This is a genomic window from Haliea sp. E1-2-M8 (assembly GCF_030649675.1).
Lineage (GTDB): Bacteria > Pseudomonadota > Gammaproteobacteria > Pseudomonadales > Halieaceae > Haliea.
Genome location: NZ_JAUTDR010000003.1, coordinates 169,668 through 195,034, shown reverse-complemented (window position 1 = coordinate 195,034; position 25,367 = coordinate 169,668). Strand labels below are relative to the sequence as shown.

25 protein-coding genes are annotated in these 25,367 nt (G+C 62.6%); 11 read left to right on the top strand and 14 right to left on the bottom strand.

Annotated elements, in window-relative coordinates; all coding sequences use genetic code 11:
* The first annotated feature begins 8 nt into the window (after positions 1 to 8).
* Positions 9 to 884: a WYL domain-containing protein gene (locus tag Q6D67_RS03980; RefSeq protein ID WP_304704279.1), complete on the top strand. Its 876-nt coding sequence runs from the start codon at positions 9 to 11 to the stop codon at positions 882 to 884.
* 32 nt (positions 885 to 916) lie between these two features.
* On the top strand, positions 917 to 1,501 hold the full coding sequence (locus Q6D67_RS03975; protein ID WP_304704278.1) for a hypothetical protein: 585 nt from the start codon (positions 917 to 919) through the stop codon (positions 1,499 to 1,501).
* On the opposite strand, the gene Q6D67_RS03970 is transcribed toward Q6D67_RS03975, so the two are convergent.
* The 3 genes from Q6D67_RS03970 to Q6D67_RS03960 are packed head-to-tail and all read right to left on the bottom strand — an operon-like array spanning position 1,482 to position 4,594.
* A complete protein-coding gene (locus Q6D67_RS03970; protein WP_304704277.1) occupies positions 1,482 to 2,462 on the bottom strand; it encodes an NAD(P)H-quinone oxidoreductase in 981 nt (326 codons plus the stop codon). The genes Q6D67_RS03975 and Q6D67_RS03970 overlap by 20 nt on opposite strands.
* Before the next feature lie 17 nt (positions 2,463 to 2,479).
* Positions 2,480 to 3,223: a slipin family protein gene (locus Q6D67_RS03965; protein WP_304704276.1), complete on the bottom strand. Its 744-nt coding sequence runs from the start codon at positions 3,221 to 3,223 to the stop codon at positions 2,480 to 2,482.
* Between the two features lie 6 nt (positions 3,224 to 3,229).
* Positions 3,230 to 4,594 carry a nodulation protein NfeD gene (locus Q6D67_RS03960; protein WP_304704275.1) on the bottom strand — a complete coding sequence of 455 codons (1,365 nt, stop codon included), beginning with the start codon at positions 4,592 to 4,594 and terminating at the stop codon, positions 3,230 to 3,232.
* Positions 4,595 to 4,786: 192 nt separating this feature from the next.
* Here Q6D67_RS03960 and Q6D67_RS03955 point away from each other — a divergent pair, with 192 nt between their 5' ends.
* The 3 genes from Q6D67_RS03955 to Q6D67_RS03945 all read left to right on the top strand — a co-directional run bounded on the left by Q6D67_RS03955 (position 4,787) and on the right by Q6D67_RS03945 (position 9,006).
* Complete coding sequence (locus Q6D67_RS03955) at positions 4,787 to 6,556, top strand: oleate hydratase (protein ID WP_304704274.1); 1,770 nt, start codon at positions 4,787 to 4,789, stop codon at positions 6,554 to 6,556.
* A 69-nt stretch (positions 6,557 to 6,625) separates the two neighbouring features.
* Positions 6,626 to 8,263: an oleate hydratase gene (locus tag Q6D67_RS03950; protein ID WP_304704273.1), complete on the top strand. Its 1,638-nt coding sequence runs from the start codon at positions 6,626 to 6,628 to the stop codon at positions 8,261 to 8,263.
* A gap of 176 nt (positions 8,264 to 8,439) precedes the next feature.
* Complete coding sequence (locus Q6D67_RS03945) at positions 8,440 to 9,006, top strand: DUF3365 domain-containing protein (RefSeq protein ID WP_304704272.1); 567 nt, start codon at positions 8,440 to 8,442, stop codon at positions 9,004 to 9,006.
* Here the strand turns inward: Q6D67_RS03945 and Q6D67_RS03940 are convergent.
* On the bottom strand, positions 8,984 to 9,865 hold the full coding sequence (locus Q6D67_RS03940) for a mechanosensitive ion channel family protein (protein ID WP_304704271.1): 882 nt from the start codon (positions 9,863 to 9,865) through the stop codon (positions 8,984 to 8,986). The two genes, Q6D67_RS03945 and Q6D67_RS03940, sit on opposite strands and share 23 nt — an antisense overlap.
* A 29-nt stretch (positions 9,866 to 9,894) precedes the next feature.
* Here Q6D67_RS03940 and Q6D67_RS03935 point away from each other — a divergent pair, with 29 nt between their 5' ends.
* From Q6D67_RS03935 to Q6D67_RS03925, 3 genes are all read left to right on the top strand, one after another.
* Complete coding sequence (locus tag Q6D67_RS03935; protein ID WP_304704270.1) at positions 9,895 to 10,863, top strand: magnesium transporter CorA family protein; 969 nt, start codon at positions 9,895 to 9,897, stop codon at positions 10,861 to 10,863.
* Positions 10,864 to 10,942: 79 nt separating this feature from the next.
* Positions 10,943 to 12,541, top strand: coding sequence for a wax ester/triacylglycerol synthase family O-acyltransferase (locus tag Q6D67_RS03930; RefSeq protein WP_304704269.1), 1,599 nt, complete (start codon positions 10,943 to 10,945; stop codon positions 12,539 to 12,541).
* A gap of 10 nt (positions 12,542 to 12,551) precedes the next feature.
* A complete protein-coding gene (locus Q6D67_RS03925) occupies positions 12,552 to 14,015 on the top strand; it encodes a helicase HerA-like domain-containing protein (RefSeq protein ID WP_304704268.1) in 1,464 nt (487 codons plus the stop codon).
* A 3-nt stretch (positions 14,016 to 14,018) separates the two neighbouring features.
* Here Q6D67_RS03925 and Q6D67_RS03920 read toward each other — a convergent pair whose 3' ends face one another.
* The gene (locus Q6D67_RS03920; RefSeq protein WP_304704267.1) at positions 14,019 to 15,044 is read right to left on the bottom strand and encodes a zinc-dependent alcohol dehydrogenase family protein; all 1,026 of its coding nucleotides are present in this window, start codon (positions 15,042 to 15,044) and stop codon (positions 14,019 to 14,021) included.
* Between the two features lie 123 nt (positions 15,045 to 15,167).
* Here Q6D67_RS03920 and msrB point away from each other — a divergent pair, with 123 nt between their 5' ends.
* From msrB to Q6D67_RS03905, 3 genes are all read left to right on the top strand, one after another.
* Entirely contained in the window at positions 15,168 to 16,346 is a 1,179-nt protein-coding gene (gene msrB, locus Q6D67_RS03915; RefSeq protein ID WP_304704266.1) for a peptide-methionine (R)-S-oxide reductase MsrB, read from the top strand.
* 84 nt (positions 16,347 to 16,430) lie between these two features.
* A complete protein-coding gene (locus tag Q6D67_RS03910; RefSeq protein WP_304704265.1) occupies positions 16,431 to 17,228 on the top strand; it encodes a transglutaminase family protein in 798 nt (265 codons plus the stop codon).
* Positions 17,225 to 17,824, top strand: coding sequence for a DUF924 family protein (locus Q6D67_RS03905; protein WP_304704264.1), 600 nt, complete (start codon positions 17,225 to 17,227; stop codon positions 17,822 to 17,824). Before Q6D67_RS03910 ends, Q6D67_RS03905 begins: the two co-directional genes overlap by 4 nt.
* A 20-nt stretch (positions 17,825 to 17,844) precedes the next feature.
* Here the strand turns inward: Q6D67_RS03905 and Q6D67_RS03900 are convergent, their stop codons facing one another.
* The 9 genes from Q6D67_RS03900 to Q6D67_RS03860 are packed head-to-tail and all read right to left on the bottom strand — an operon-like array spanning position 17,845 to position 25,358.
* Complete coding sequence (locus tag Q6D67_RS03900; protein WP_304704263.1) at positions 17,845 to 18,567, bottom strand: hypothetical protein; 723 nt, start codon at positions 18,565 to 18,567, stop codon at positions 17,845 to 17,847.
* A complete protein-coding gene (locus Q6D67_RS03895) occupies positions 18,551 to 19,339 on the bottom strand; it encodes an FTR1 family protein (protein WP_304704262.1) in 789 nt (262 codons plus the stop codon). The genes Q6D67_RS03900 and Q6D67_RS03895 overlap by 17 nt, the downstream gene beginning before the upstream one ends.
* A gap of 9 nt (positions 19,340 to 19,348) precedes the next feature.
* On the bottom strand, positions 19,349 to 19,681 hold the full coding sequence (locus Q6D67_RS03890; RefSeq protein ID WP_304704261.1) for a cupredoxin domain-containing protein: 333 nt from the start codon (positions 19,679 to 19,681) through the stop codon (positions 19,349 to 19,351).
* A complete protein-coding gene (locus Q6D67_RS03885; RefSeq protein WP_304704260.1) occupies positions 19,674 to 20,990 on the bottom strand; it encodes a cell wall metabolism sensor histidine kinase WalK in 1,317 nt (438 codons plus the stop codon). Before Q6D67_RS03885 ends, Q6D67_RS03890 begins: the two co-directional genes overlap by 8 nt.
* Positions 20,987 to 21,649, bottom strand: a complete 663-nt coding sequence (locus Q6D67_RS03880) for a response regulator transcription factor (protein ID WP_304704259.1) — start codon at positions 21,647 to 21,649, stop codon at positions 20,987 to 20,989. The genes Q6D67_RS03885 and Q6D67_RS03880 overlap by 4 nt, the downstream gene beginning before the upstream one ends.
* A 9-nt stretch (positions 21,650 to 21,658) precedes the next feature.
* On the bottom strand, positions 21,659 to 22,456 hold the full coding sequence (locus tag Q6D67_RS03875; RefSeq protein ID WP_304704258.1) for an SDR family oxidoreductase: 798 nt from the start codon (positions 22,454 to 22,456) through the stop codon (positions 21,659 to 21,661).
* A 9-nt stretch (positions 22,457 to 22,465) separates the two neighbouring features.
* Positions 22,466 to 23,152 carry a TenA family transcriptional regulator gene (locus tag Q6D67_RS03870; protein WP_304704257.1) on the bottom strand — a complete coding sequence of 229 codons (687 nt, stop codon included), beginning with the start codon at positions 23,150 to 23,152 and terminating at the stop codon, positions 22,466 to 22,468.
* Positions 23,149 to 24,645: an AMP-binding protein gene (locus tag Q6D67_RS03865; RefSeq protein ID WP_304704256.1), complete on the bottom strand. Its 1,497-nt coding sequence runs from the start codon at positions 24,643 to 24,645 to the stop codon at positions 23,149 to 23,151. Before Q6D67_RS03865 ends, Q6D67_RS03870 begins: the two co-directional genes overlap by 4 nt.
* The gene (locus Q6D67_RS03860) at positions 24,642 to 25,358 is read right to left on the bottom strand and encodes a thermostable hemolysin (protein WP_304704255.1); all 717 of its coding nucleotides are present in this window, start codon (positions 25,356 to 25,358) and stop codon (positions 24,642 to 24,644) included. Before Q6D67_RS03860 ends, Q6D67_RS03865 begins: the two co-directional genes overlap by 4 nt.
* Between the last annotated feature and the right edge of the window lie 9 nt (positions 25,359 to 25,367).

Genomic DNA, 25,367 nt, shown 5'->3' with positions numbered 1-25,367 from the left:
GCTACCGCGTGATCACCGCCAGCCACGGCAAGTGGCCCATCCGCTGGGACCTGCTGGTCCGTTACCGCTTCATCGAAACCATTGTCCTCTGGGAGGGGCGCCTCACCACCCGCCATCTCTGCGAAACCTTCGGCATTGGCCGGCAGCAGGCCAGCAAGGACATCAACCGCTACATTCGCCAGATCGGCCCGGGCAATCTGCGTTACGACAAATCCCTCAAGGGCTACACACCCGCGGCGGAGTTTACGCCCCAAGTAACCCAGGGTGTGGCGGATGAGTACCTGCATCTGATGGCGCGCAACAACGAGCTGTCCAACGTCTTCGAATCCCTGGCCCTGAACGTGGCCAATGTCGAGGTGCTGTCGGTGCCGGTGCGGGATGTCAGACCGGAAGTGTTGCGGCCGATCATGCAGGCCGCCAGGCAACAGAAGCGGCTGGAGGTGGATTATGTCTCGATCCAGCACCCGGACCGGGAAGGCCGCATCATTGTCCCTCACACCCTGGTCTACACCGGCCTGCGCTGGCACGTCCGGGCCTGGTGCGAGAAGAACCAGGAATACCGCGACTTTGTCCTCAGCCGCTTTCGGGACGTTCCCGAGATCCTCGAGGACTCGGAGCGGGGCCTGGAAGGCGATAGCGAGTGGAATAGCCGGGTGACCATCCGCATCATCGCCGACCCGCGCCTGCGCGAGGATCAGCGCCAGGTTGTGGAAACCGATTACGGCATGCAGGACGGTGCGCTGACAATCACCGTACGCGGCAAGCTGGTGCCCTATGCGCTCAAGTTGTTGCATATTGACCCGGATGCGGCGCAGGATGATCCCATGGCGCAGCAAATCGTGGTGGCAAACCGCGCGGAACTGGTGCCGTGGCTATTTAGCTGAACTACAACAACAACTCTACGGGAGCACAGGTCATGGGCAAGTTCTTCACGCTGATTGCATGGGTCATACTGATTCCGGTGCTGCTGGTCAGCAATTTCCTGACGCTGACCTCGAGCAGCGCCAACGCCGCCCTCTCCGGCCGGCTGGAGGATGCCGGCATCATTACCGTCCACAGCCAGATGCAGGAGCGTTACCGGGAACAGGGCGAGCAGCTGGCAATAGCGCAGGCCCGCAACGAGGAAGTGGGCGAACGGATACAGGCGACCGGAACCGCCATTCGCCAGCGCACCGTGCAGAGCGCCGCGGCCAACGTCGGCTCCCTGCCCGCCGGCGCCGTTCCTTACCTGGGCTGGGCAGTAGTGGTCGGGGTAACGGGCTACGAGCTGATGCTGGCCTGCGAAAACCTGCGGGACCTCAACACCCTGTATACCGATTTCGGTATTGAAGGCGGTACCAGCGACGAGTCCATGGCGTTTATCTGCAACCCGGACCTGCGCAGCTTCGCCGATGCCTACGAGCGGATCCCGGATTCCCTGGCGTCGGAGTATGCAGAATTCCAGGCCTGGGCCAAGGCCACCGAAACCGGGCTGCCGCCGGCTAGCGAACCTGTAGAATAATCTTGCCGATATGGCGGCTGCTTTCCATCAGCTCGTGGGCAGCACTCGCCTCCGCCAGGGGGAAGGTGGCCGCAATAACCGGCTTGAACCTGCCCTGCTGCAGCAGCGGCCAGACCCGTTCGCGCAGGCTCGTCGCAATCGCCGCCTTGGCCTCGGCTGACTGTGGCCGCAGGGTGGACGCCGTCAGGGTCAGGCGTTTCTGCAACACCGGCACAAAATTGACCGTGGTCTCGAAGCCGCCCTGAAAGGCGATATTGACAATCCGACCATCGACCGCGGCGAGCTGGATATTGCGGTTGATGTAGTCGCCGCCCACCATGTCCAGAATCACGTCCACGCCCGCACCTTCCGTAACCGTATCAAGCACCTCGCGGAAATCCTCCTCCCGATAATTCACCGCCCGGGATGCGCCCAATTCCACGCAGGCCGTGCACTTTTCCTCGCTGCCCGCTGTGGCATAGACCGTAGCCCCCAGCGCACAGGCTATCTGGATCGCGGTGGTACCAATGCCGGAGCTGCCGCCATGCACCAGCAGGCTCTCCCCGGGCTGCAAGCGGCCGCGGTCGAAGACATTGGTCCACACGGTAAAGCAGGTTTCCGGCAGGCCCGCCGCCGCCACCAGGTCGAGACTCTCCGGCACCGGCAGGCACTGCCCGGCGGGCGCGGTAACGTACTCCGCGTAGCCGCCACCGTTGGTGAGGGCGCAGACCCGGTCGCCGACTTGCCAGCCGGAGACGCCTGCACCCAGCGCCGCCACGGTACCCGCCACCTCCAGCCCCGGCAGGTCCGAGGCACCGGGGGGCGCCGGATACAGGCCGCGGCGCTGCATGACGTCGGGGCGGTTGACCCCGGCGGCCACAACCTCGATCAGGAGTTCACCGGTATCGGCCCGGGGGGCCTCGCGCTCGGCCGGGAGCAGAACCTCGGGCCCGCCGGGCTGGCTGATTTCAATACACTGCATACAGTCTCTCGTCGGTTTCAGGTAAACTTTTTCATGATATCCACCGGCAGGGGGAAGACAATGGTGGAACTCTTGTCGCCGGCAATTTCCACCAGCGTCTGCAAATAACGCAACTGGATGGCGGACTCCTCGGTGGCCAGCATCTTCGCCGCCTCGGCAAGTTTCTCCGCCGCCTCTGCTTCACCGATGGCGTGGATGACCTTGGCACGCCGTTCCCGCTCGGCCTCAGCCTGCTTGGCAATGGCCCGGACCATGGACTCGTTCAGGTCCACATGCTTGATCTCCACATTGGCGACCTTCACACCCCAGGCCTCGGTCTGCTTGTCGAGGATTTTCTGGATATCATCGTTGAGACGGTCGCGTTCCGCCAGCATGTCATCGAGTTCATGCTGGCCCAACACCGAGCGCAGGGTGGTCTGGGATAGCTGGCTGGTGGCCTCCAGATAATTTTCGACCTGGATGATCGCCCGCTCGGGATCGACCACGCGGAAGTAGATAACGGCGTTGACCTGCACCGAGACATTGTCTCTGGAAATGACATCCTGGGTCGGGACATCCATCACCAGGGTGCGCAGGTCCACCCGCACCATCTGCTGCAGAATGGGGATAATGATGATCAGACCCGGCCCCTTGACCTTGTAGAATCGCCCGAGCGTGAAAATCACGCCGCGCTCGTACTCGCGCAGTACCCTGAACATGGATAGCAGTAGCGCAATAACCAGCACCACCAGGACACCGCCAAACGTTTGTAGCTCGAACATTATCGCTTACTCCTCTGCGGCTGCGACCGCCTGTTTGCGCACGATGGCGGTAAGGCCGTCGATCGCGGTTACTGTGACTCTGTCATTGGGCGCCAACGGCGTATCGCTACGGGCGTGCCAGCTTTCGCCATCCAGCCAGATCCACGCATCGCCGCCCTCCACCCGGATTACGGGTACGGTGGCACCCAGCAAATGCTCGACGCCGGCTACGACCGCGCGCTTGCGCGACCGCAAGATCATGCCCAGAGCAAAGACCAGCAGCCCCGCGCTGAATACGGTCACGGCGACAATCATGGGCAGCGCCAGCTGGAAGGCCGGCAGCGTGGTATCCATGAGCATGACCGAGCCGGTGACGAAGGCCGCCACGCCGCCCAGCCCGAGGACCCCGAAACTCGGGGCAAGGGCCTCTGCCGCCATCAGGGCGATGCCAAGCAGGATAAGGCCCATGCCGGCATAGCTGATGGGCAGCATTTGCAAGGCATACAGGGCGATCAGCAGACTTATGGCACCGACAATGCCGGGCAGGCCAATCCCGGGATTGTAGAACTCAATCACCAGGCCGTAGATCCCGACCATCAGCAGGATATAGGCGATATTGGGGTTGGTGATCACCGAGAGAAATTCGCTGCGCCTGTCCAGCGGCTGGTGGAATACGGGGGCGTCCGCCGTACGCAGGGTTACCGCGGTCTCGCCTACAGTGACCTGCCGCCCATCCAGCTGCGCCAGCAGTTCCGCCATGTTGTTCGCCACCAGGTCGATCACCCCGGCTTCCAGGGCGTCAGCGGCCGCAAGGCTTACACCCTCGCGTACCGCCTGTTCGGCCCAGTCAGCGTTGCGCCCGCGGAGCTGGGCAAGACTGCGAATATAGGCCACCGCGTCATTGACGATTTTGCGCTCCATGGCACTGCCCTTTGCCGGCGCAGATTGGCCGTCACCATCCGGCGACTCGTCCGGCCTCTCCTCCGAACCGGGCATACCCGGCAGAGCGGGTGTACCGCCGATCTGCACCGGGGTGGCGGCACCGAGGTTGGTGCCGGGCGCCATGGCGGCGATGTGGCTCGCATAAAGCAGATAGGTGCCGGCGCTGGCGGCGCGAGCGCCGCTGGGAGCAACGTACGCGATGACCGGGACCGTTGACCCAAGTATGGCCTTGATCATGTCGCGCATCGCGGTATCCAGGCCGCCGGGGGTGTCGATCCGCAACACCAGCGCGATGGCGCCGGCGTCGACGGCCTTGTCCAGTGAGCGCCGCATATGATCGGCGCTGGCGGGACCTATTGCGCCCTCGATATCGACCACCCACACCTCTGACCGTGCCGGCCATGCCAACACCAGCAACAACAGCAGTAAGCCGCAACGGGTTGACGTCATTACACTGTCCATCCTGCCCACCATGCCCGCAGTATAGTGCACTTGATCGGCGGCTGCGGAGAAAGACCTGCGCCATGTTGATGGGCGATCCTGCTGACCAGTGTCTCGGGGCTGATGGCGTACGACACCGAACAGACGAACACGCAGGTATAGTCGGAAGCTTGCGCCGCAACTTCGACGAGGAAAAACCCCATGTACTACAGCAGCGGCAACTACGAAGCGTTCGCCCGCCCGCGCAAGCCCGATGGCGTTGATAACAAGACGGCCTGGTTTGTCGGCTCAGGCCTGGCGGCACTGGCGGGTGCGGCCTTCCTGATCCGCGACGGCCAGATGCCGGGCAACCGGATCACCATCCTGGAGCAGCAACAGTTGCCCGGCGGTGCGCTGGACGGCATCAAGGACTCGACCAAGGGCTTTGTGATCCGCGGCGGGCGCGAGATGGAAGAGCACTTCGAATGCCTGTGGGACCTGTACCGATCGATCCCGTCGTTGGAGATCGAAGGTGCCAGCGTGATCGACGAGTTCTATTGGCTCGACAAGGACGATCCGAACTCATCCTTACAGCGCGCCACTATGAATTGCGGCGAAGACGCGCATACCGACGGCCTGTTCACGCTCAGCGAGCAGGCGCAGAAGGAGATCATCAAGTTCTTTCTCGCCACTCGCGAGGAGATGGAGAACACGCGCATCAACGAGGTGTTCGGGGTGGAATTCCTGAGCAGCAATTTCTGGTTGTACTGGCGCACGATGTTTGCTTTCCAGGAGTGGCACTCGGCGCTGGAGATGAAGCGGTACCTGCACCGTTTCATCCACCAGATCCGCGGTATGCCGGACTTCTCCACGCTGAAGTTCACCAAGTACAACCAGTACGAGTCGCTGGTGCTGCCGCTGGTCAAGTGGCTGCTGGATCATGGCGTGGAGTTCCATTACGGGACCGAGGTGACCGATGTCGATTTCAACATCGCACCCGGCCGCAAACAGGCTACCCGCATACACTGGCGCAGGAACGCCGTTGCAGGCGGCGTCGATCTTGGCCCCGACGATCTGGTGTTCATGACCATCGGCTCGCTCACCGAGAACTCCGACAACGGTGACCACCACACACCGGCGAAACTCAATGTGGGTCCTGCACCAGCCTGGGATCTGTGGCGACGCATCGCCGCAAAGGATACGGCGTTCGGCCGCCCGGATGTGTTCGGCATGCATATACCCGAGACCAAGTGGGAGTCGGCAACCGTCACCACGCTCGACGAACGCATCCCGAAGTACATCGGGAAAATCGCCAGGCGCGATCCGTTCAGTGGCAAGGTCGTCACTGGCGGCATCGTGACCGCAAAGGACTCATCCTGGCTGCTCAGTTGGACGGTGAACCGGCAGCCGCACTTCAAGCAGCAACCCAAGGACCAGATCGTGGTCTGGGTGTACGCGCTGTTCGTAGAGAAACCCGGCGATTACGTGAAGAAGCCGATGCAGGACTGCAGCGGCGAAGAGATCACCCGGGAATGGCTCTACCACCTGGGGGTGCCGGTCGAGGACATCCCCGAACTGGCCGCAACTGGTGCGATAACCATGCCGGTGATGATGCCGTACGTGACCGCCTTCTTCATGCCACGCCAGGCCGGTGATCGCCCGGATGTGGTGCCTGAGGGCGCCGTCAACTTCGCCTTTATCGGCCAGTTCGCGGAATCCAGGGAGCGGGACTGCATCTTCACCACCGAGTACTCCGTACGAACGCCGATGGAGGCGGTCTACACACTGCTCAACGTCGAGCGCGGTGTGCCGGAAGTATTCAACTCCACCTACGACATTCGCATGCTTCTGTCCGCAACCGGCCGCCTGCGGGACGGCGAGGAGATCGACATCCCGGGGCCTGCTTTCCTGCGCAATCTGCTGATGAAAAGGCTCGACAAAACCCAGATCGGCGCACTGTTACGCGAGTTCGGTATAGTCGCGGGCGATTGACCACTCTCCTTCGGTGTCAGTCTTGTGATCATTACCGAGAAGCTTGAAAGAAGGGAGAGGTTCACCTAAATGGCAAAGAAAGAAGATTCTTCTGTTAACGTTTATCTTAATGGTCTTGGCTTGGGTTCCATTGCTGCTGTGATGTATATGATCCAGAAGGCGGACTTTAATCCATCCAATATCCATATATTTGAGCAAAACCGCAGCAAGGATCTTGTTGGAGGAAGCTGTGATGCCTCAGAGATGATGGTGAACGACCAGCCGGCGTACTTCATGCAAGGCAGCCGCATGTTTGAAGACAAGGTATATCCCTGCACCAAAGAACTGTGGTCAATTATACCGTACAACGATAATGAATCCTGTCTACAAGACCACCAGCGGAACCTGGAAGAATGCAGAGTGCACACGGTCGTTCGCCTTCTGCATGCGAACGGCAAGAAGGACACCGGATATCAACTGGGTCTGAACACGGCTGAAAAACTGAAGATGGCAAGACTTCTAGCCACACCCGAGTTCCTGATTCCAGACGGTGCAAGGATCACGGATATTTTTGGCGAGGCTTTTTTCACCAGCAATTACTGGTACATGTGGCGAGCACTTTTTGCCTTTCAGCCGTGGCATTCAGCGGTGGAAATGAAGCGCTACATGCACCTCTTCTTTCACGAAATGCCGAACATGAACACAATGGTCGCCCTGGAACGTACTCGCTATACCAACTTCCATTCTTTTATACTGCCCGCCCTGGGCTTCATGCAGAAGAAGGGCGTGAACTTCCACTACAACTGTAGAATCTCGAACGTAGACTTCAAGGTTGACTCCGGCGGCAAGGAGAGGTGGATTGAGAGGATCCACCTCGAGACCGGGAGTGGAAGGTCCAAGCCTTCCATCCCGGTGCGCAACACCGACCTCGTCTTCCTGACCATCGGCTCCATAGTCAGCAATGCCTCGTTCGGCACCCACGACCGCCCGGTGGACCAGCCCGCGCTCAACGCCCAGAACCTCGGCGGGGCCTGGACGCTGTGGAAGAAGATCGCCGCCAAGCAACCCGACTTCGGCCGCCCCGAGCAGTTCCTCCGCGACATCTCGCAGTCCACGATGATGACCTTTACCGTCACCTTCCGCGGCGGATTGTTCCAGCGCAAGTTCGAGTGGTTGGTGGAGCGCCAGATGGGTCGTCAGAGCCCGCTGCCGATCACAGCGTCACCGTGGATCCTGCACCTCCACACGTACCGCCAGCCCCTGTTCCCCGACCAACCCCGCGATACCTGCGTCATCTGGGTGACGGCGCTGGGGTCCAACAACATCGGCACGTTCGTGAAGAAGACCATGCCTGAGTGCACAGGTCGCGAGATCCTGGAGGAGCTGTTGGGTCACCTGCAGTTCGACCAGGACAAGGGGGAGAAGAACGAGATCCTCGATACTTCCACCTGCATCCCCTGCATGCTGCCCTACAGCACCAGCCAGTTCCTCAGCAGAGCCAGGGGCGACCGGCCTGCGGTGGTGCCGGCGGGTTCAAAGAACTTCGCGCTCCTTGGGCAGTTTGTAGAGATTCCCGACGGAATCGTTTTCACCACAGAGTACAGCGTGTTGGGCGCGATCCATGCGGTGAAAAAATTCGTCAAGCCGTCGCTGGTGGTTCCTCCCATGTATTTCGGGCAGCACCACCCGCTCACGTCCATTGCAGTTGTACGTGCTTTGGCCCGCTAAGTGTATTCAGCCATTCTAATAATACCGCCCTGCCAAATTCTGATTTGGGTGGTTGGCGTATGTGCTATAAAACCGGACAGATTATGTGTCACTGACAGGAACAACCTGCGCCAGACCATGAGCAGAATCGACTGGCGGACTATACTAACCACGGTGAGTCCGCAGAGGATGACATCATGCATAGAATCTGGATAACGGCCATCGCGGCGACAACCACCCTGGCCTGCGCCGAGCCCCGCGGCACAGCTGGCGATGCCGCAGCGGTGGAGGCTGCGGCGAAAGCGGTGGTGCAGCAGTTTGTGGGGCAACTGAAGCCACAGCTGCAGCAGGCCATTGCCGAGGGCGGCCCCGGCCGCGCCACCGCCGTGTGCGCCAACATTGCGCCCGCCCTGATGGATGAGTTGAGCGCCAGCTCCGGCTGGAGTGTGCGCCGGGTGAGCCTGCAACCGCGCAACAGGGAGCGGGCAGTGCCGGATGCCTGGGAACAGGAAGTGCTTGAGCGTTTCAGCGCGGAGCAGGCCGCAGGCACTCCGGCCCAGGCGCTGAACTACGGGCGCAAGGTCGACGGCCAGTATCGCTACATGCAGGCCCAGGGTGTTGAGCCCGTGTGCCTGATGTGCCATGGCACTGACTTGGCGGAACCGGTAAAGAAAGCCCTTGCCGCGTATTATCCGGAGGATAGTGCCACCGGCTACAGTCTCGGCGAGGTGCGCGGGGCAATCAGTCTGATTGACCTGCGCTGACTGCCTCTTCCCGCACAAGGCGCAACTGCCCGCCCAGATGGACATCCCGCTGCGGGAACGCGATTACGATCCCCTGCTCCCGAAACAGTTCGTCAATGCGGAAGCGCAGATCGCTGCGGATCATTCTTAGCCCGCGCTCGGCGGTCGAGTGGATCCACACATTGAGCTCAAATTCCAGGGCACTGTCGCCAAAATTGTCGAACAGGACCAGTTTGACGGGTTCCTCCAGAACATCCGGGTGTTCGTTCGCTGCCTGGTACAACAGTGACTCAGTCAGCCGGACATCCGAGCCATAGGCGACACCGACCCGAATGGACGTGCGCACCAGGTCATCTTCCAGAGTCCAGTTGGTCACCGTGGTTTCCAGCAGCTGACTGTTGGGAATCAGCAGGTGCACGCCGTCCACCCGGCGGATGCGGGTAGAGCGGGTGTTGATCGACTCGACGGTTCCTCGTGCCTCCCCCAGCTCCAGAAAATCCCCGATCTTGATCGGCCGCTCCCACATCAGGATCCAGCCGCTGATGAAGTTATTGATGATGTTCTGGGCCCCGAAACCAAAGCCGATGGCAACCGCGCCCGAGACAAAGGCAAACGCCGCCAGTGGCACACTCAGCAGGTCCAGGGTGGAGATGGCAACGATCACCATGCCCAGGATCAGCCAGGCGCGCGATACCAGCTGGACGACATTGACATCGACACCGCGCTTGCTCATCCGGCTGCGCAGGAAGCCGCCGGACCACAGCACCAGCATCACCCCGATCACGACAAAAGCCAGCACCGTGAAAATCTGCACCAGGCTGATGCTGATGTCGCCGAAAACGATTAGAGGCGTCTGCAGGATTCGGTTAAGCTCTTCCATGTATGAATTCCCCGGGGAGATTGCAGCGAATGATAAAAACCAAATTGCTCTCAGCGCAGGGCCAGTACCAGCACGGTGACGTGGGCCTGATCGATCAGTGGCGAGAGCAAAGCGGCAGCATACTATGGCTGGACATCGAGGGGGAACTCAGCGCCGAAATCCAGGGTCTGCTGCTGTCCCTGAAGTGTGACCGGCTGGCCATCGCCGATTGCTCCCGGGTGCGCCACCCGCCCAAGGTCGAGGAATTTGATCACGATACCTTCATCCTGTTCCGCGGCATGAGCGGCATGGACGAGGAGCTGAACCTGCAACCCATGGCGGTCGGAATGTGGGTCAGCGAAAGGCTGTTGATCACGGCCCACCCCGGGCATGCGGTGAGCGTGCGCCATTTCTGGGACAGCGAGCAGGAACAGAAACTGCTGAAAACGCCCAATATTCTTGCCATGCGCATCCTGCACTACGTCGGCGGCCGTTACCTCGAAAAACTGATGGAGTTCGAGGACACCCTCGCCGGCCTCGAAGACGCACTGCTGGCCGACGAAACAGACACGGTGATGAAGGAATTGGTCGTCTACCGTTCACGCCTGCGCAAGCTGCACCGGATCTTCAACTACCACCGGGCGCTCGCCGAGCAGATCCTGCACGGGGGCACCGCCCACCTTGGCACGGGCAAGGACCACACTCACCACGTCCGCAGGGACCTGTACGACCGCTGCGAGCGGCTGTATACCCTGTGCCACATGTACTATGAAATCTGTGGCGACCTGGTGGAAAGCCACATCTCCATCACCTCCCACAACCTGAACAACACGATCAAGATCCTGACCATCATCACCGCGGTGTTCATCCCGATAACGTTCATCGCCGGCCTGTATGGCATGAATTTCCAGCATATTCCGGAATTGCAGTGGCGCTATGGCTACTTTGCGGTACTCGGAGTCATGCTCGCGCTGGTAGTCGGCATGCTGGCGCTGTTCCGGAAAATCCGCTGGCTTTAGGAGGGCAAGCCGGGGCTTCCCCCGCGGGGTTTTACAGTCTATCGTTGATCCGAACTTACAATAACAGGGGTTAAAAGCAATGCGCGCAGTCAACCTCGCCGACGCCGGCTTCCTGATGATGGAAAAGCGCGAGACCCCCATGCATGTGGGCGGATTACACCTGTTCAACTTCCCCAAGGGGGTGAACCAGCGGCAGTTCCTGCAGGAGGTGCTGGCAGTGCTGCGCGTGCAGGAAGAATACCGGCGGCCCTTCGGCGAATATGTGACTACGGGCCGCGCCGGGCCACTGCGGCTGTACTGGGAGTACGACAGTCACCTGGAAATCGACTACCACGTCCGCCACTCCGCCCTGCCCCAGCCCGGCCGCTACCGGGAGCTGTTCATGCTGGTGTCGCGCCTGCACAGCACCCTGCTCGACCGCAACCGGCCGCTGTGGGAGATTCACCTGATCGAGGGGCTGCAGAACAACCAGTTTGCACTCTACAGCAAGATGCACCACGCAGCGGTTGATGGCGCCTCGGCGATGCACATGGTCAACGCCATGTACTCCAGAAACGCGCGCACCAGGGCAAAACACTCTCCCCTGTCTTTCGCCGCCTACGAGGCCTACAAAAAACAGCAGCTGGCGCGGAGGGCGCCGCGGGTGGAGCCCCGGGGCAAGGAACTCAAGAATGTAATGGAGGTGCTGCGCCAGCAATACGACACCACCGCCAACCTGGTCAGTGCCTTCCGCCAGTTCGGGGGCGCATTCTTTGGCCGCAGCGGCAATCTTTCGGTCCCCTGGCATGAGGTACCGCACACCTCGATCAACACCAATGTCACCGGAGCACGCCGCTTCGTTGCCCAGTCCTTCGAGTTCGAGCGGGTACGGGGCGTGTGCAAGGCGACCAATGCCACGGTGAATGATATTGTCCTGGCGATGTGCTCGGGCGCGCTGCGGCGCTACCTTGCCAGTCAGAATGAACGCCCACCCCACTCCCTGAAGGCCATGGCGCCGGTTTCCCTGCGCGAGGAAACGGATCTCGATTCGTCCAACGCAGTGGCGTACATCACCGCCGACCTGGCGACGGACATCTTCGATCCGGAACAGCGGTTGCGCAAAATCCAGGCTTCCATGGCTGCGGGCAAGGGCCTGCTCAGGAGCATGACCAGCCGCGAGGCCACCCTGTTCATGCAGGTGACCCAGGTACCCGCCCTGTTGGGCTCGGCACTGGGGCTGGCGGGCAGGTTCCCCGCCTTCAGCACCGTAATCTCCAATGTGCCCGGCCCACGGGAACAGCTGTATTGGAACGGCGCCAGCCTGGAAGGCATGTATCCGGCATCGATAGTCTTCGATGGCTTCGCGATGAACATCACCCTGGTCAGTTACCGCAAGCAGCTGGATTTCGGGATTGTCGCCTGCCGCCGCTCCGTACCCCAGGTGCAGCGCATCATCGACTACCTGGAGAGCTCCCTGCAGGAACTCGAGGAACTCGCGGGGACGCGCAACGTGGCTCCAGCCGGAAAGGCCCGCGCGCGCCGCAAGACACCTGCCGCAGCCGCCGGGAAGAAAACCGCCGCGACCAAAACCCAAGCAAAAACCAAAGCAAAAACCAAAGCAAAAGCTCCCAGGGCGCGCACCAAAGCCAGGGCTTCTGTAAAACCCAAGCTGGCCAGCAAAGACAAGAAAAAGGGATAGCATCAGCGCAATGACAGACAATATTCTCATCGGCGGCAACGCCGCCGGCCAGGTTTCGCTGCTACCCCGCTATGCCAACCGTCACGGCCTGATTGCCGGAGCCACCGGTACCGGCAAGACAGTCACCCTGCAGTGTCTGGCGGAGGGTTTTTCCGACCTCGGGGTGCCGGTGTTCATGGCCGATGTGAAGGGCGACCTGTCCGGCATCAGCCAAGCCGGCACACCGCACCCGAAAGTGGCTGAGCGGGTCCAATTCATCGGCATGGAGAACTACCGGCAGCGCGGCTTTCCGGTCGCCTTCTGGGACCTCTTCGGCAAACTGGGGACGCCGATACGCACCACCGTCACCGAAATGGGGCCGCAGCTGCTGTCGCGCCTGCTGGATCTGAATGATACTCAGGAAGGGGTGATGACCGTGGTGTTCGAGTTTGCCGACAGCGAGGGTTTGCTGCTGGTGGACCTGGCGGACTTGCGCACCACACTGGAATATGTCGGCGAACACAGCGACGAGCTGGGCCCGGGCTTTGGCGTCGCCAGGGCGTCGGTCAACGCCATTCTGCGGCGCCTGCTGATGCTGGAACGCGAGGGCGGCCGGGTCTTTTTCGGCGAGCCATCGCTGGAATTGAAAGACTTCATGCAGACCACCCGCGACGGCCGCGGCGTGATCAATCTGCTGGCAGCCGACACCCTGATCCAGAATCCCCGGGTATATTCCACTTTTCTGCTCTGGCTGCTGTCGGAGCTGTTCGAGGAACTGCCGGAGCTCGGCGACCCGGAGCAGCCGATCCTGGTGTTTTTCTTCGACGAGGCCCACCTGCTGTTCCGCGACGTGCCCAGGGCGTTGCTGGAAAAGATCGAGCAGGTCGTGCGCCTGATCCGGTCCAAGGGCGTAGGCGTCTATTTCATCAGCCAGAGCCCCGGCGATATCCCCGACGCGGTGCTGGCCCAGCTCGGCAACCGGGTCCAGCACGCCCTCCGGGCCTATACCCCGAAAGAGCAGAAGGCGGTGCGGATCGCCGCCCAATCCTTCCGCGAAAACCCTGAGTTGGACACCGTAACCGCGATCACGGAAATGGGCGTCGGCGAAGCGCTGGTCTCCACCCTGCAGGCCAAGGGCATACCTGCGCCGGTGCAGCGGGTGCTGGTGCGACCTCCCAGTTCCCGGATGGGGCCCGCCACCGCGGAGGAGCGCAGCGCCATTCTCGCTCACGACCCCAACCAGCGGCTGTACAGGGACGCGGTGGACCCAAGGTCAGCCCACGAGATCCTGCTGGAGCGCACCGCCGCCCGCCAGTCCGCCAAAGACCAGGAGGCGCTGGGGAAGCGCGCCGGGGCCGGCAGCAAGCGCAGCAGCAACCGCCAGAGCACCAGTGAAGCCTTCATCAAAAGCATGGCGCGCAGCCTGGGCTCCGCCGCCGGCAGCAATCTGGGCAGGAAACTGTTTCGCGGCCTGCTGGGGTCGCTGCTGAAATAGCCCTTACACCACTAGCACCGCGGCACCGGTAAACCTGCCCTGGCGCAAATCCTCCAGGGCCTGGTTGGCATCCTCCAGCGCGTAGGTGGTGACCTCGGTATGTACCGGAATGGCGGCCGCCAGCGCCAGGAACTCTTCGCCGTCTGCCCGGGTCAGGTTGGCCACGGAAGTCAGGGTGCGTTCCTGCCACAACAGGTGATAGGGGAAGGATGGGATATCGCTCATGTGAATGCCGCCGCTGACCACCGTGCCACCGCGGTCAACATGCTCCAGTGCCGTCACCATCAGCTCACCCGCGGGCGCGAACACCATGGCCGCATCCAGCACCTCAGGCGGCTCGGTGTTGCTGCCGCCGGCCCACACCGCCCCGAGCCTGCGGGCGAATGCCTGGGCTTCGCTATCACCCTCGCGGGTAAACGCGTAGATGGCCTGGCCGTGATATACCGCGACCTGGGTGATGATGTGGGCGGCGGCACCAAAGCCGTAAATGCCGAGCCGTTGCGGGCGAGTGCCGCCTGCCAGGCGCCAGGTGCGGTAGCCGATCAAGCCGGCGCATAGCAGGGGCGCCAGGGCCAGGTCCTGCGCCGCCTCCGGCAGCGGAAAACAATAGCGGGCATCTGCCAGGGCATATTCCGCATAGCCGCCATCCAGCGTATAACCGGTGAAACGTGCCTCCGGACACAGATTTTCCTGGCCGCGCAGGCAGAAGCGGCAGCTGCCGTCGGTAAAACCGAGCCAAGGCACGCCAACCCGGTCGCCCCGCCGGAACCGGCTCACCCCTGCACCCGTCGCCACCACCTCCCCCACGATCTGATGGCCGGGAATCACTGGCAGCAGCGGATCGGGCAGTTCACCGTCGACCAGATGCAGGTCGGTGCGGCAGACGCCGCAGGCCCGCACCCGCAGCAGGACCTGACCCTTGTCCTGCAGCACAGGTACTGGCCGCTCGCGCAGAACCAGCGCTTCGCCCGGGCGCTCCAGCACCATGGCTCGCATGGTGTCAGGCAGCTTGTGCGCAGATACTGTCATGGTTCACCCCTCTTGTTGCACCGGCCCTCTACATGGTACGACCGAACTCTCGGTCTCTGCCACTGTCGGACAATCTGAGCCTGCGACTTCGACGTCTACACGGCACATCTTCAGGAGAAAGCAATGATGGCAAAACTGACGACGGCGGGCATGCTCGCCGCTCTGGCACTGGCAGCCCTGCTGGTTGCCGTGGGGGGAACTGCGCAGGCCGGCTCCCGCTACGCGCCGGAGACATCCGGACTGGCGGTGGCAACCTTTGCCGGAGGCTGCTTCTGGTGTGTGGAGCAGGGCTTCGAGAAGATTCCCGGGGTGGTCGAGGCGGTATCCGGCTACAGCGGCGGCAGCGAAAAAAATCCCACCTACAAGCAAGTTTCGGGTGGGCGAACCGGCCACACCGAGGCCGTTCAGGTGTACTACGACCCGCGGCAAATCACCTACGAGGGACTGCTGGAGGGATTCTGGCGCTTTATGGACCCGACCGACGCGGATGGCCAGTTCGTCGATCGCGGCCGCCAGTACCGCCCGGAGATCTTCTATCACGATGACGAACAAAGGCAGCTCGCCGAGGCATCCAAAGCCGCCCTCGACGCTTCCGGACGCTATGACAAGCCCGTGGTGATCGCAATCAGCCCGCTGACCGCCTTCTACGAGGCGGAGGATTACCACCAGGACTACTACAAGGAAAATCCGCTGCGGTACAAGTTCTACACCTTCAACTCGGGACGCTACCAGTTTATCGACGAAGTCTGGGGCAATGAGCAGACTCTTGATTTCACCCGCTTCAACCCGGAGCCCGCCGCCATGGAAAAGACCAGCAGCACTACCCCCGCCGACGGCGCTGGTTTTGACCCCGCCACTTTCAGCCGCCCTGATGATGCCACGCTGAAGCAGCAGCTTACCCGGGAACAGTTTGAAGTGGCGCGCAAAGACGGCACCGAGCGGCCGTTCAACAATCCCTACTGGGACGAAAAGCGGGCGGGCATCTACGTCGACATCGTATCCGGGGAGCCATTGTTTTCTTCCCGGGACAAGTATGTCTCCGGTACCGGCTGGCCCAGCTTTACCCGGCCCATTGACAGCAGCATGGTTGTGGAAAAAAGCGAGCGCAGGTTTTTCATGACCCGCACGGAAGTGCGCAGTCGCCATGCCGATTCCCACCTCGGCCATGTGTTCGACGACGGCCCTGCTCCTACCGGGCTGCGCTACTGCATGAACTCCGCGGCCATGCGCTTTATTCCGCTGGAGGAAATGGAGGCTGCGGGCTACGGGGACTACCTTGACGCGGTTGTCGCCGCGCCCTGATTCGGCCACGCTGAAAACAGGACGTAAATCCTGGCGTGTTTTGCTACAGTGGGTTTTCAGCTTCAGACGCGGCGGTTTCCCGGCATGTGGTTCCACACCAGTTGCGATCTCTCCTTCGAGATTATCGAGCCCACCCCCTTCATGCTGATGCTGCGGCCCCGACGCGGCCCCCAGCAATGGGTCGCGCGCGAGGAATACCGCATCTCCCCCAGTGTGCCGGTTTCGGAGTTCACCGATGGCTACGGCAACTACTGCCAGCGTCTGATTGCTCCGCCGGGCGAGTTCAGCATCCATGCCGCCGCGGAAGTCATGACCCTGGACAAGATTGATGTCGCACCCGGGGCGCCCTGTGTCCCGGTACAGGATCTGCCGGATTCAGTACTCAGCTACATTCTGCCCAGCCGCTACTGCGAGTCCGATCGTTTTTTCAACATGGCCAGGGAGATCACCGCGGGGCATCTGCTGGGCTACGACCAGGTTGCGGCGATCGAGGACTGGCTGCGGCGCAGCATCCGCTATCTTCCCGGCAGCAGCGAATATCCCGAGTCTGCGGTGGAAGTGAACCTGCGCCAGTCCGGGGTCTGTCGCGACCTGTCCCACCTGGGTATCGCCCTGTGTCGCAGCCTCAGCATTCCCGCGCGCATGGTGGTGGGTTACCTGTATAACCTTGAGCCCATGGACATGCACGCCTGGTTTGAAGTTTACGTTGGCGGCCGCTGGTACACCTTCGATGCAACCCAGGTCAAACGCGAGCGCGGCTACATCGTGGTTGGCTATGGGCGCGACGCCGCCGACGTGGCCATTTTCAATCAGTTCGGCGCCCCCGTAACCCAGACCGTGCACGACATTCGCGTTGAACGCAGCAACGGTTTGCTGCAGTGAACGGTATCGACGCCATTCTCGACTACTGGTTTGGCGACAGCGACGATGACGCGGCCGTCGCCAGGGGTCAGCAACAGCTTTGGTGGGCAAAAAATACAGAGACCGACGCCGCCATTCGCGAGCAGTTCGAGCCCGAAGTTATTGCCGCCGGAGCGGGAGAACTGGACCACTGGCGCAGCTCGACACCGGGCTGGCTGGCGCTGATCATTCTCTGCGACCAGTTTCCGCGCAATATCTACCGCGATGCACCCCGGGCCTTCGCCCTGGATCCGGTGGCGAGGGCGCTGTGCCTGGAGGGTCTCGCCCGGGGCATGGACCAGCAGCTGCGGCCCATCCAGCGCGTCTTTTGCTACCTGCCTCTGGAGCACGCCGAAGACCTGGAACACCAGCACCGCGCCGTCGCCCTGTTCCAGCACCTGGCTGCCACTGCAGCAGATACCGAGCGGGATACTTTCGACGGCTTTCTCGACTACGCATTGCGCCACCGGGCGATCATCGAGCGTTTTGGTCGCTTCCCCCACCGCAACGCCATCCTCGGGCGCGAGTCCAGCGCGGAGGAAATCGCGTTCCTGCGTGAACCGGGGTCATCCTTCTAGCAACAGCGGACCCGGCAGGCTCAGAACTCGTATTCCAGCAGGGCGCGAAAGCTGTAGTCCGCCGTGCTGTGATCCAGCCCCCAGATCACGCCCGCTTCCCAGCGCAGGGACTGGCGCTCACCGATGCGGGTCATCCCCAGCAGGACCGGGCCCAGCGCCCGGGTGTCCTCGCCCAGGTACAGTTCGAGCGCCGGCTCCAGCAGGGGCGAATGTCGGTACCGGGCCTGCAGCGCGGCCGTGGTTTCCAGTTCATCGGCAATATCGTCGCCCCATTCGTAGACCAGTCCCAGGTTGGCCGTGGCGCTGAAACGGCCCAACTCGCGCTCCAGCAGGAGCGTGGTTGCGTATTCCCAAATGTCATCGTCGCGGGCTTTTTCCAATTCGAAGAGCAGGCCGTAATCCAGCAGGTACTCCCCCTGCTCCGACATCTGCCACAGCACTTCCGCCTCCCAGGCCCGCACCTGCAGACTGCGATCGGCGCTGGCCTCGCCGATCAGGTAGATTTCCGCAAATACATACTCGGCAACCGCCCGGCCAAGGCCGAGTTTGTGGGTTTGGTAGCGCGCCTCCCCGGTGACCGGGTCATCGCGCTGCTGCACCGCTCGCCACTCCAGTTCCCACTCGAGCTGATTCACGTAAGGGTGATAGATCTTGTCGATGACACTGCCATCGGCCAGGCCCTGCAGCGGCAGCAGCACGCAGCAGAGTGCCACGCCCTGCGCCAGTCTAGGCAATTGCTTCACGAGACATCCTCCATTTCCAACCCGCCGCCACGGCGCCCAAGGCAAGCAGCAGGCTGCCGCCATACAGCGCTACCTGCAGCGCCCCGGGTGTGGCCTCATAGCCCAGCACCGCGTACAACAATTCACCGAGAAACGATTGCTCACTGATAAACCGCGAGCTGTCCCACATTGGCGTCTGGTAAGGGAGCCAGTCGACCTGTTCCAGCAGCATCGTGGCCTGCATCACCATACCGGCGCCAATCAGGCCCAGCGCCACAAGGCAGGCGCGGCGCGATGCAACGGGTGCCAGCGCACGCAGCGCGGCATACACCAGAACCCCGGCACTGAGCCCGATACCCGCGCCCAGCGCGCTGCCCGCCCACACCGCCTGCGCCTGATCCCCAGCCGCAGCAAATGCCTGCACGTAAATCTGGATCTCGGCACACTCACGAACGATGGCGAAGGTTACCGCCAGGGTCATGAGCGCTGCCAGGAGCCGGCGCTGGCCATAGTGTGGAAACGTGGTACACAGAAAAAGAATGGGCAAGATCAGCAGAAACACCATTCCCTGCAGGCTGGCATTGGTGACTTCCTGGCCGGCGCCATCCAGCGCCTCGGTAAGGGCGCCAAGGGAATAGGAATAGGCAAACACGCATACCACCGACAGAGGCAGGGCGTACCAGAGCCAGTGGTTGCGAAGGCGCACGGTGTGCGCCAGGGCGAGCAGCACACTGACCAGCACCGCGGCTTCAAGCACCTCGCGCAACACCAGAATGACCGAATTAAGCAACATGTCGACGCCTCATTCGACCACCACCCTGCCCTGCGCGGTGCGGGGATTGAATTCGCCAAAAAACGGATACACCCCGGGCGCCAGGGGGCCAATGAAGATATTGGCTTTTCTGCCACCCATGATCACCTTTTCCCGGTTCAACTCGTAGCTTTCGAATTCCTCCGGGGTCGGGTCGCGGTTGTACACCACCAGCTTTACCTTGGTGTTGGCGGGAATCCGGATTTCCTCGGGGTGGAACAGGTGATCGCGGATATCCAGCTCGAATATCGGCGTTTTCGCCATCGCCGGCAGCCAGGCCAGGGCCAGCAACAGCATCAGTGAAAGCCGCGCGGGTCTATTCATGGGCACTGGTTCCGGCTCCGAATTCGACGGTCACCGCCAGACCGCTACCGAGCGCACTGTCACCCAGGCTGATGCGTGCGCCATGGAGCTGCACGATATGCTGGACTATCGCCAGCCCGAGGCCGGCTCCCGTCACACCACCCTGCCTCCGTTCACCCACTCGGTAAAAACGCTCAAACACCCGTTCACGCTCGTCCCGGGGTATCCCGGGGCCACTGTCGGCCACTTCCAGGACTACACTGCTCGCGCGCCTGCCGGCGAAGACCGCGACCTCACCTCCGCTGGGCGTGTACTTGCGCGCGTTATCCAACAAGTTGCGCAGCAGAACTTCCAGCATGGCTTCGTCGCCTTGCATGAGTACCGATTCGCCCGTCAGCGACAGTGACTGGCCGCGCACCTCGAATTCCGGCCAGGAGTCCGCCGTCACCCGCTGCGCGAGGAGATGGAGATCCATAGTGTGGAAATTGGCTTTGATCAACTCGGGCTGGGTGCGGGCGAGATCCAGTAATTGTTCCACCAGATGCTGCATGCGCTGGACGCCGGCATTGGCGTGAGTCAGGGCGCTGCTCGGCCCGAGCTCCCCTTCCAGATTGTGCAGGTGTATCTTCAGCGCGCTGATCGGGGTGCGCAGTTCGTGGGCGGCATGGGAGGCAAAGTGTTTCTCCCGCTGCAGGGCGGCAGCCAGGCGCAGCAGCAAACCGTTGGTCGACTCGATTACCTGGCGCAGCTCGGCCGGCGGCTCCGTATACTGTAGCGGAGCAAGATCATCGCTGGCCTTGCGGTTGATCTGCCGGCTCAAGTCGCGCAGCGGCGCCAGACCCCACCCCACCAGCACCCAGATCAACAACGCGGCCACCGGCAGCCATAGCAACAGCGGCGTGACCGATTCCAGGACCACACTTTCCGCCAGCAGATAGCGCACATCGGCGCGCTCCGCGACCATACTCCAGCGCTGCTCCCCGCTGGCAACCGTGAGCGTACGCCAGCGGTAACCGCCGAAATTGACATAGCGATATCCATCCTCGAACGCTGTCAGGGGGCGGGTCGGTGCGCTGGCGGAGCGCAGCAGCAGCGAATCCCCATCCCAGACCTGAAAGACAAAACCTTCGGCGCCGTTGACACTGTCGGCTTCGGTACTGTAGCCGGGTCCGATGCTGGTGAGAATGTCGCTGGCATAGCGCAGCTGGGCGTCGAGCAGGATCTCGGCCTTGTCCATGCTGGCGCGGTAGCCATTGAGTGCCGCGACAAAGGACACCAGCGTAAATGCCGCGACCAGCATGACCACCAGCGAGGTGCGGATTGACTTCATCGTCGCGGCACGGTGTAGCCGATACCTCGCACCGTCTTGATAAAGTCCTCCGGGAGTTTTTTCCGCAGGTGGTGAATGTGCACTTCCAGGGCGTTGCTGCTCACCTCCTCGCCCCAGCTGTAGAGCCTGCTTTCCAGCGCTTCGCGGGTGAGTACCTTGCCGGCACTCTCCATCAGCGCCTTCAACAGCATGTACTCCCTGCGCGGCAACTCCAGCGCTTGCTGCGCCACGGAAACGGTGTGGGCGGCGGTGTCCAGCTCGACGCTACCGACATTGAGGCAACTGGTCGCCGCGGAAGCCGACAGGCGCCGTTCCATCACCCGCAGGCGGGCAGCCAACTCCTTCATGTCAAAGGGTTTGGCCAGGTAATCGTCCGCGCCACGATCAAGCCCTTTCACTTTGTCCTCGGCACCATCGCGAGCAGTCAGCAGCAGCACCGGCAGACCGCGGTTGGTCTCGCGCAGGTTCGCCAGCACCTGGAGCCCGTCCATATCCGGCAAACCCAAATCCAGGACCACCATATCGGGCACCTCGGCCCGCACAGCCGCCAGCGCCTGTCCGCCCGAGTCCACATGGTTTACCGCAAAACCCTCCCGGCCCAGGGCCGCCTGCAGGCCCGCCGCGAGGGAACTGTCATCTTCAACCAGGAGGATACGCATCAGCCGAGTTTACTCTCGCGCAGTGGCGGCTGCCAGCGCATGGCGGCGCACGACGGGTAACTGCCGCAACAGTGCCTTGTCCACCAGACCGGGCAAGACGCTGTTGAGCTTGATGAAGAAGCGCTCCGGCCAGCCGATAAAGCGAACGCCGTTACCCCGGGCCAACAGGGCCATCAGCTCATCCGCCACACGCTCCGGCGGATCCATGGCAGTTCCAAGTTCAGAGTTCATCGCCTGCACGGCAGCGCTGTTCATCGACGTTGCGGTCGCCCTCGGGGCCAGGTACTGCACGTTGACACCGCTGTCCGCCAGTTCCCGCCGCAGTGCCTCGGTGAAGCCGCGCAAGCCGAACTTGCTACCACTGTAGGCGACGTTGCCCGCGAAGCCTATGCTGCCGAAAGCGGAGCCCACGTTCACGATGGTGCCACCGCGGGCCTGCAGGGCGGGAAGAAGATCCCGCACCAGAAGCATCGGCAGCAACAGATTCAGCTCCAGGGTCTGGCGCAACTCCGCTTCGCCCTGCTCTCCCAGCAGCCCAAAAAAACTCACACCGGCGTTGTTGATCAGGCCGTCGACCTCCACTCCCGCCGCCGTCACCAGGGCCGCACGTCCCCCGGCAGTTGCCAGATCGGCTGCCACCAGCTGGTGCCCGCTTCCCGGCAGCCGACCACACAGGGCCTCAAGGGCGTCCTCGCTGCGCGACACCAGCAGCAGCTGCGCACCGGCACCCGCCAGTGCGGCAGCGAAAGCCTGTCCGATTCCGCCTGCCGCGCCGGTCAGAACGAACCGCTTGCCCGCAAGTTGCATGCCCAACGCCTAAGCTGCCAGCTGCAGCGCCTGTTCGGCACTGACGCTGCGGTAGACGTCCGCATACAGGTGATAAAACTGGCGCGCGCAGTGCAGGATCTGGCGCTGGTCCTGCGGGCAGTCGATCCGGTTCATCAGGTTTTCGAAAAACTGTACGTGTTCTATGTCCAGGGCGCCGTGCGAAAGCAGGTAGGTAAACGCCTTGCGGGGCAGCCCGGTTACAGTGGCAATGGCATCGGCCGCACTGTCCGCCACTTTGATGGAGGTTCCCTCCAGAACATGCACCATGCCAAAAAACCCTACCGGATTGACCCGGTCGATAATGTGGTACGCATAGGCCACCATCAGTTCGGTTTCCCGGTTGGGGATGCTCTGGCGCGCCTTGTCAGCGTCGTAGCCACAGGCTGCGATGTCGTTGAGGATCCACTCCTGGTGCCCGAGTTCCTCGCCGATGTATTCCGCCAGCGCGGTACGCAGCCACTCCTTGTCGCCGGGCATACGCGCACCGGCGGCCATCAGCAGCGGCACCGTGTGCCTGACATGGTGATAGGCCTGCACCAGAAACGCCACGTAACGCTCGGTACCGACCCGACCGGCGAGCGCGTCCTGCACCAGGCTGGTATTGAGCAGGGCTTCACGTTCGCCCCGGGTGCTGTCCTGCAACTGCTGGAAAAAACCGGAAGATGGGGTGTTCATCGGGCGAGAGACTCCTTCATGGGGGGATAACACTGCTCAACAGCGGCAGCGAAGTGCACAGCTATCTGCTTGCGACGGGGACGCCCGTTCGCGGTCAACAAATCGGCGGCCGCGGACAGCGGCTGCTGCAGCCGGATCCAGTCGCGCACCTGGGCATAGTCCGGCAGGCGCTCATTGGCAGCAGCAATCGCCGCTGCAATGGCACTGTCGTCGCAGCCGGTATCCGCCGGGTACACCAGCGCGACGCACCATGGCCGGTCATCTCCCAGCACTACGGCCTGGCGCAGGACTCCGCCCGCCAGCAGCTCGCTTTCTACCCACTCGGGAGAGATGTTGCGGCCGAAACTGCTGATCAGCAGGTGCTTGCGCCGGCCCGAGACGGTGAGGAAGCCATCGCTGTCGATACGGCCAAGGTCACCGGTGGCAACCGGTCCGCACTCCCAGCTGGCCGGGTCATCGAGGTAGCCCAGGAAGCGATTTCCTTCGACCCACAACTCCCCCTCGCGTTCCGTCACCCGGACATGGGGCAGGACCTGGCCGCTGCTGCCGGGCCGGTCCAGGCCGGGCGTATTCAGACTGACCACCGACGCACACTCGGAGAGGCCGTAGCCCTCGAATACCGGCAAACCCGCCCTCCGAACCCGCTGTAACAGGGCCGGCGCTACCCGGGCTCCACCGAGCGCAACAAAGCGCAGGCTCTGCGGCGGCTGCCAACCTGTTTGCAGGGCCTGGTCAAATAGCGCGAGAAACTGGGGCGTGAGGATCAGCGTTTGCGGCTGCCACTGCCCGAGGGCCTGCAGCAAGCGCCCCGCATTGACCCCGGAACTACCCGTCAGGCCGACTTCAGCAGGCGGCGGCAGCGCAACTGAACCGCCGGCCAACAACGGCATATAGACGCCGGCAATATTCTCCAACAGGGTGCTCATGGGCAGCAGGGACAGGTGGCGCGGCGCCCGCAAACCAACGGCGCTCACCAGCGCAGAGGCCACCCTCAGACACTGCTCCGTCGACAGGCAGACACCCTTCGGGGTACCTGTGGAACCAGAGGTAAAGGTGATCTTGGCGGTACCCGCCGGAACTTGCCCGTGCCTGGTGACGGGCAGCAGATCGAGCAACAGCTCCGGGCATCGGGCGATGGGCTCCCCGCTGCCAGCTGGCAGTGCCAGCAGCGGTCGCAGGCCGGTCTCGCTGGCGATCGCATCGACCCCGACTGCGTGCAGGACATGGTCACGCTGGGCGGCACTGAAGAAGGTGGGCACCGGTACCAGGCAGATCCCGCGGCTCTGGGCGGCGAGGTCCAGCCGGACCCAGTCCGGGGAATTGTCTGCGAGCAGCGCCAGGCGTTTGACACCCAGCGCGGCCAGTTGCCGGCCAAGCTGGTCAATGTCATCCACCAGCCGGGTGGCGGTCGTCGACGTGTGGCCATCGGTGAGTACGACGTCCTCCGGCTTTACCCGCGCCCGCTGGTGCAGAGCCCGCAGCAAGGGGTTCATGCACAGTGCTCGCGGATTGTGCTGGCCAGCGCGTCGATCGAGGCCTGGTACTGGCGCAGGGTTGCCTCCAGTGCTGGCTGCGCCAGCACCTGCTGTCGGGTCAGCGCCATATCCCCCACCATGACCCTGGGGTCACCATCGTAATATCGGCCCCAGCTTGCGGCGGCGGTGCCAAGGCACTCCGCTCTGGCGGGGCCGATGGTCAGCGGCGTGAACCCACTGCGGCGAATGGAGACCCGCACCGCGCGGTTGGCGGCAAAAATCAGATAGCGTATGCCCGCATCGTGAATGGCGGCGGTGACCAGCAGGTACAGCAGCGATCCCTGCCCCGGGTGAGACGCGGCCAGGTTACCCAGTTCCATGAGATTGCCGGGCAGGCAGCGGGTGCCGTACAGGGCCGCCACCTCCTCCAGCGCCGGACGGGCCAGATACTGCTCGCAGAACAGGGGGCCGTGGTTGGCGCTGCGCAGGCCGAGGGCAGCGGAGCAATGTCCCTGCTGTTGCAAGCTGCAAAGCAGGGGCAGAAACCCCAGCACCCGCGCGCCCCAGGCCGCCTGAAACACGCCGGCGATATACTGCTCCAGGCGTTCCCGCCGTGGGTGGAGTTCGGGGCACGCCTCCAGCACCGGCAGGTTTCTTCCGGCCAGGGCCGGGCCAGGCGGGCAGTCAGCGCTGGTGCTGCTCTGGATCTCGATCGTCGTGGCTTTCACCATCTTGCCTCA

Bases quoted from the DNA above. Each gene is read 5' to 3' on its own strand.
- Q6D67_RS03975 (WP_304704278.1), top strand. From the start codon at position 917: ATGGGCAAGTTCTTCACGCTGATTGCATGGGTCATACTGATTCCGGTG.
- Q6D67_RS03970 (WP_304704277.1), bottom strand. From the start codon at position 2,462: ATGCAGTGTATTGAAATCAGCCAGCCCGGCGGGCCCGAGGTTCTGCTC.
- Q6D67_RS03965 (WP_304704276.1), bottom strand. From the start codon at position 3,223: ATGTTCGAGCTACAAACGTTTGGCGGTGTCCTGGTGGTGCTGGTTATT.
- Q6D67_RS03960 (WP_304704275.1), bottom strand. From the start codon at position 4,594: ATGACGTCAACCCGTTGCGGCTTACTGCTGTTGTTGCTGGTGTTGGCA.
- Q6D67_RS03955 (WP_304704274.1), top strand. From the start codon at position 4,787: ATGTACTACAGCAGCGGCAACTACGAAGCGTTCGCCCGCCCGCGCAAG.
- Q6D67_RS03950 (WP_304704273.1), top strand. From the start codon at position 6,626: ATGGCAAAGAAAGAAGATTCTTCTGTTAACGTTTATCTTAATGGTCTT.
- Q6D67_RS03945 (WP_304704272.1), top strand. From the start codon at position 8,440: ATGCATAGAATCTGGATAACGGCCATCGCGGCGACAACCACCCTGGCC.
- Q6D67_RS03940 (WP_304704271.1), bottom strand. From the start codon at position 9,865: ATGGAAGAGCTTAACCGAATCCTGCAGACGCCTCTAATCGTTTTCGGC.
- Q6D67_RS03935 (WP_304704270.1), top strand. From the start codon at position 9,895: ATGATAAAAACCAAATTGCTCTCAGCGCAGGGCCAGTACCAGCACGGT.
- Q6D67_RS03930 (WP_304704269.1), top strand. From the start codon at position 10,943: ATGCGCGCAGTCAACCTCGCCGACGCCGGCTTCCTGATGATGGAAAAG.
- Q6D67_RS03925 (WP_304704268.1), top strand. From the start codon at position 12,552: ATGACAGACAATATTCTCATCGGCGGCAACGCCGCCGGCCAGGTTTCG.
- Q6D67_RS03920 (WP_304704267.1), bottom strand. From the start codon at position 15,044: ATGACAGTATCTGCGCACAAGCTGCCTGACACCATGCGAGCCATGGTG.
- msrB (WP_304704266.1), top strand. From the start codon at position 15,168: ATGATGGCAAAACTGACGACGGCGGGCATGCTCGCCGCTCTGGCACTG.
- Q6D67_RS03910 (WP_304704265.1), top strand. From the start codon at position 16,431: ATGTGGTTCCACACCAGTTGCGATCTCTCCTTCGAGATTATCGAGCCC.
- Q6D67_RS03895 (WP_304704262.1), bottom strand. From the start codon at position 19,339: ATGTTGCTTAATTCGGTCATTCTGGTGTTGCGCGAGGTGCTTGAAGCC.
- Q6D67_RS03890 (WP_304704261.1), bottom strand. From the start codon at position 19,681: ATGAATAGACCCGCGCGGCTTTCACTGATGCTGTTGCTGGCCCTGGCC.
- Q6D67_RS03885 (WP_304704260.1), bottom strand. From the start codon at position 20,990: ATGAAGTCAATCCGCACCTCGCTGGTGGTCATGCTGGTCGCGGCATTT.
- Q6D67_RS03880 (WP_304704259.1), bottom strand. From the start codon at position 21,649: ATGCGTATCCTCCTGGTTGAAGATGACAGTTCCCTCGCGGCGGGCCTG.
- Q6D67_RS03875 (WP_304704258.1), bottom strand. From the start codon at position 22,456: ATGCAACTTGCGGGCAAGCGGTTCGTTCTGACCGGCGCGGCAGGCGGA.
- Q6D67_RS03870 (WP_304704257.1), bottom strand. From the start codon at position 23,152: ATGAACACCCCATCTTCCGGTTTTTTCCAGCAGTTGCAGGACAGCACC.
- Q6D67_RS03865 (WP_304704256.1), bottom strand. From the start codon at position 24,645: ATGAACCCCTTGCTGCGGGCTCTGCACCAGCGGGCGCGGGTAAAGCCG.
- Q6D67_RS03860 (WP_304704255.1), bottom strand. From the start codon at position 25,358: ATGGTGAAAGCCACGACGATCGAGATCCAGAGCAGCACCAGCGCTGAC.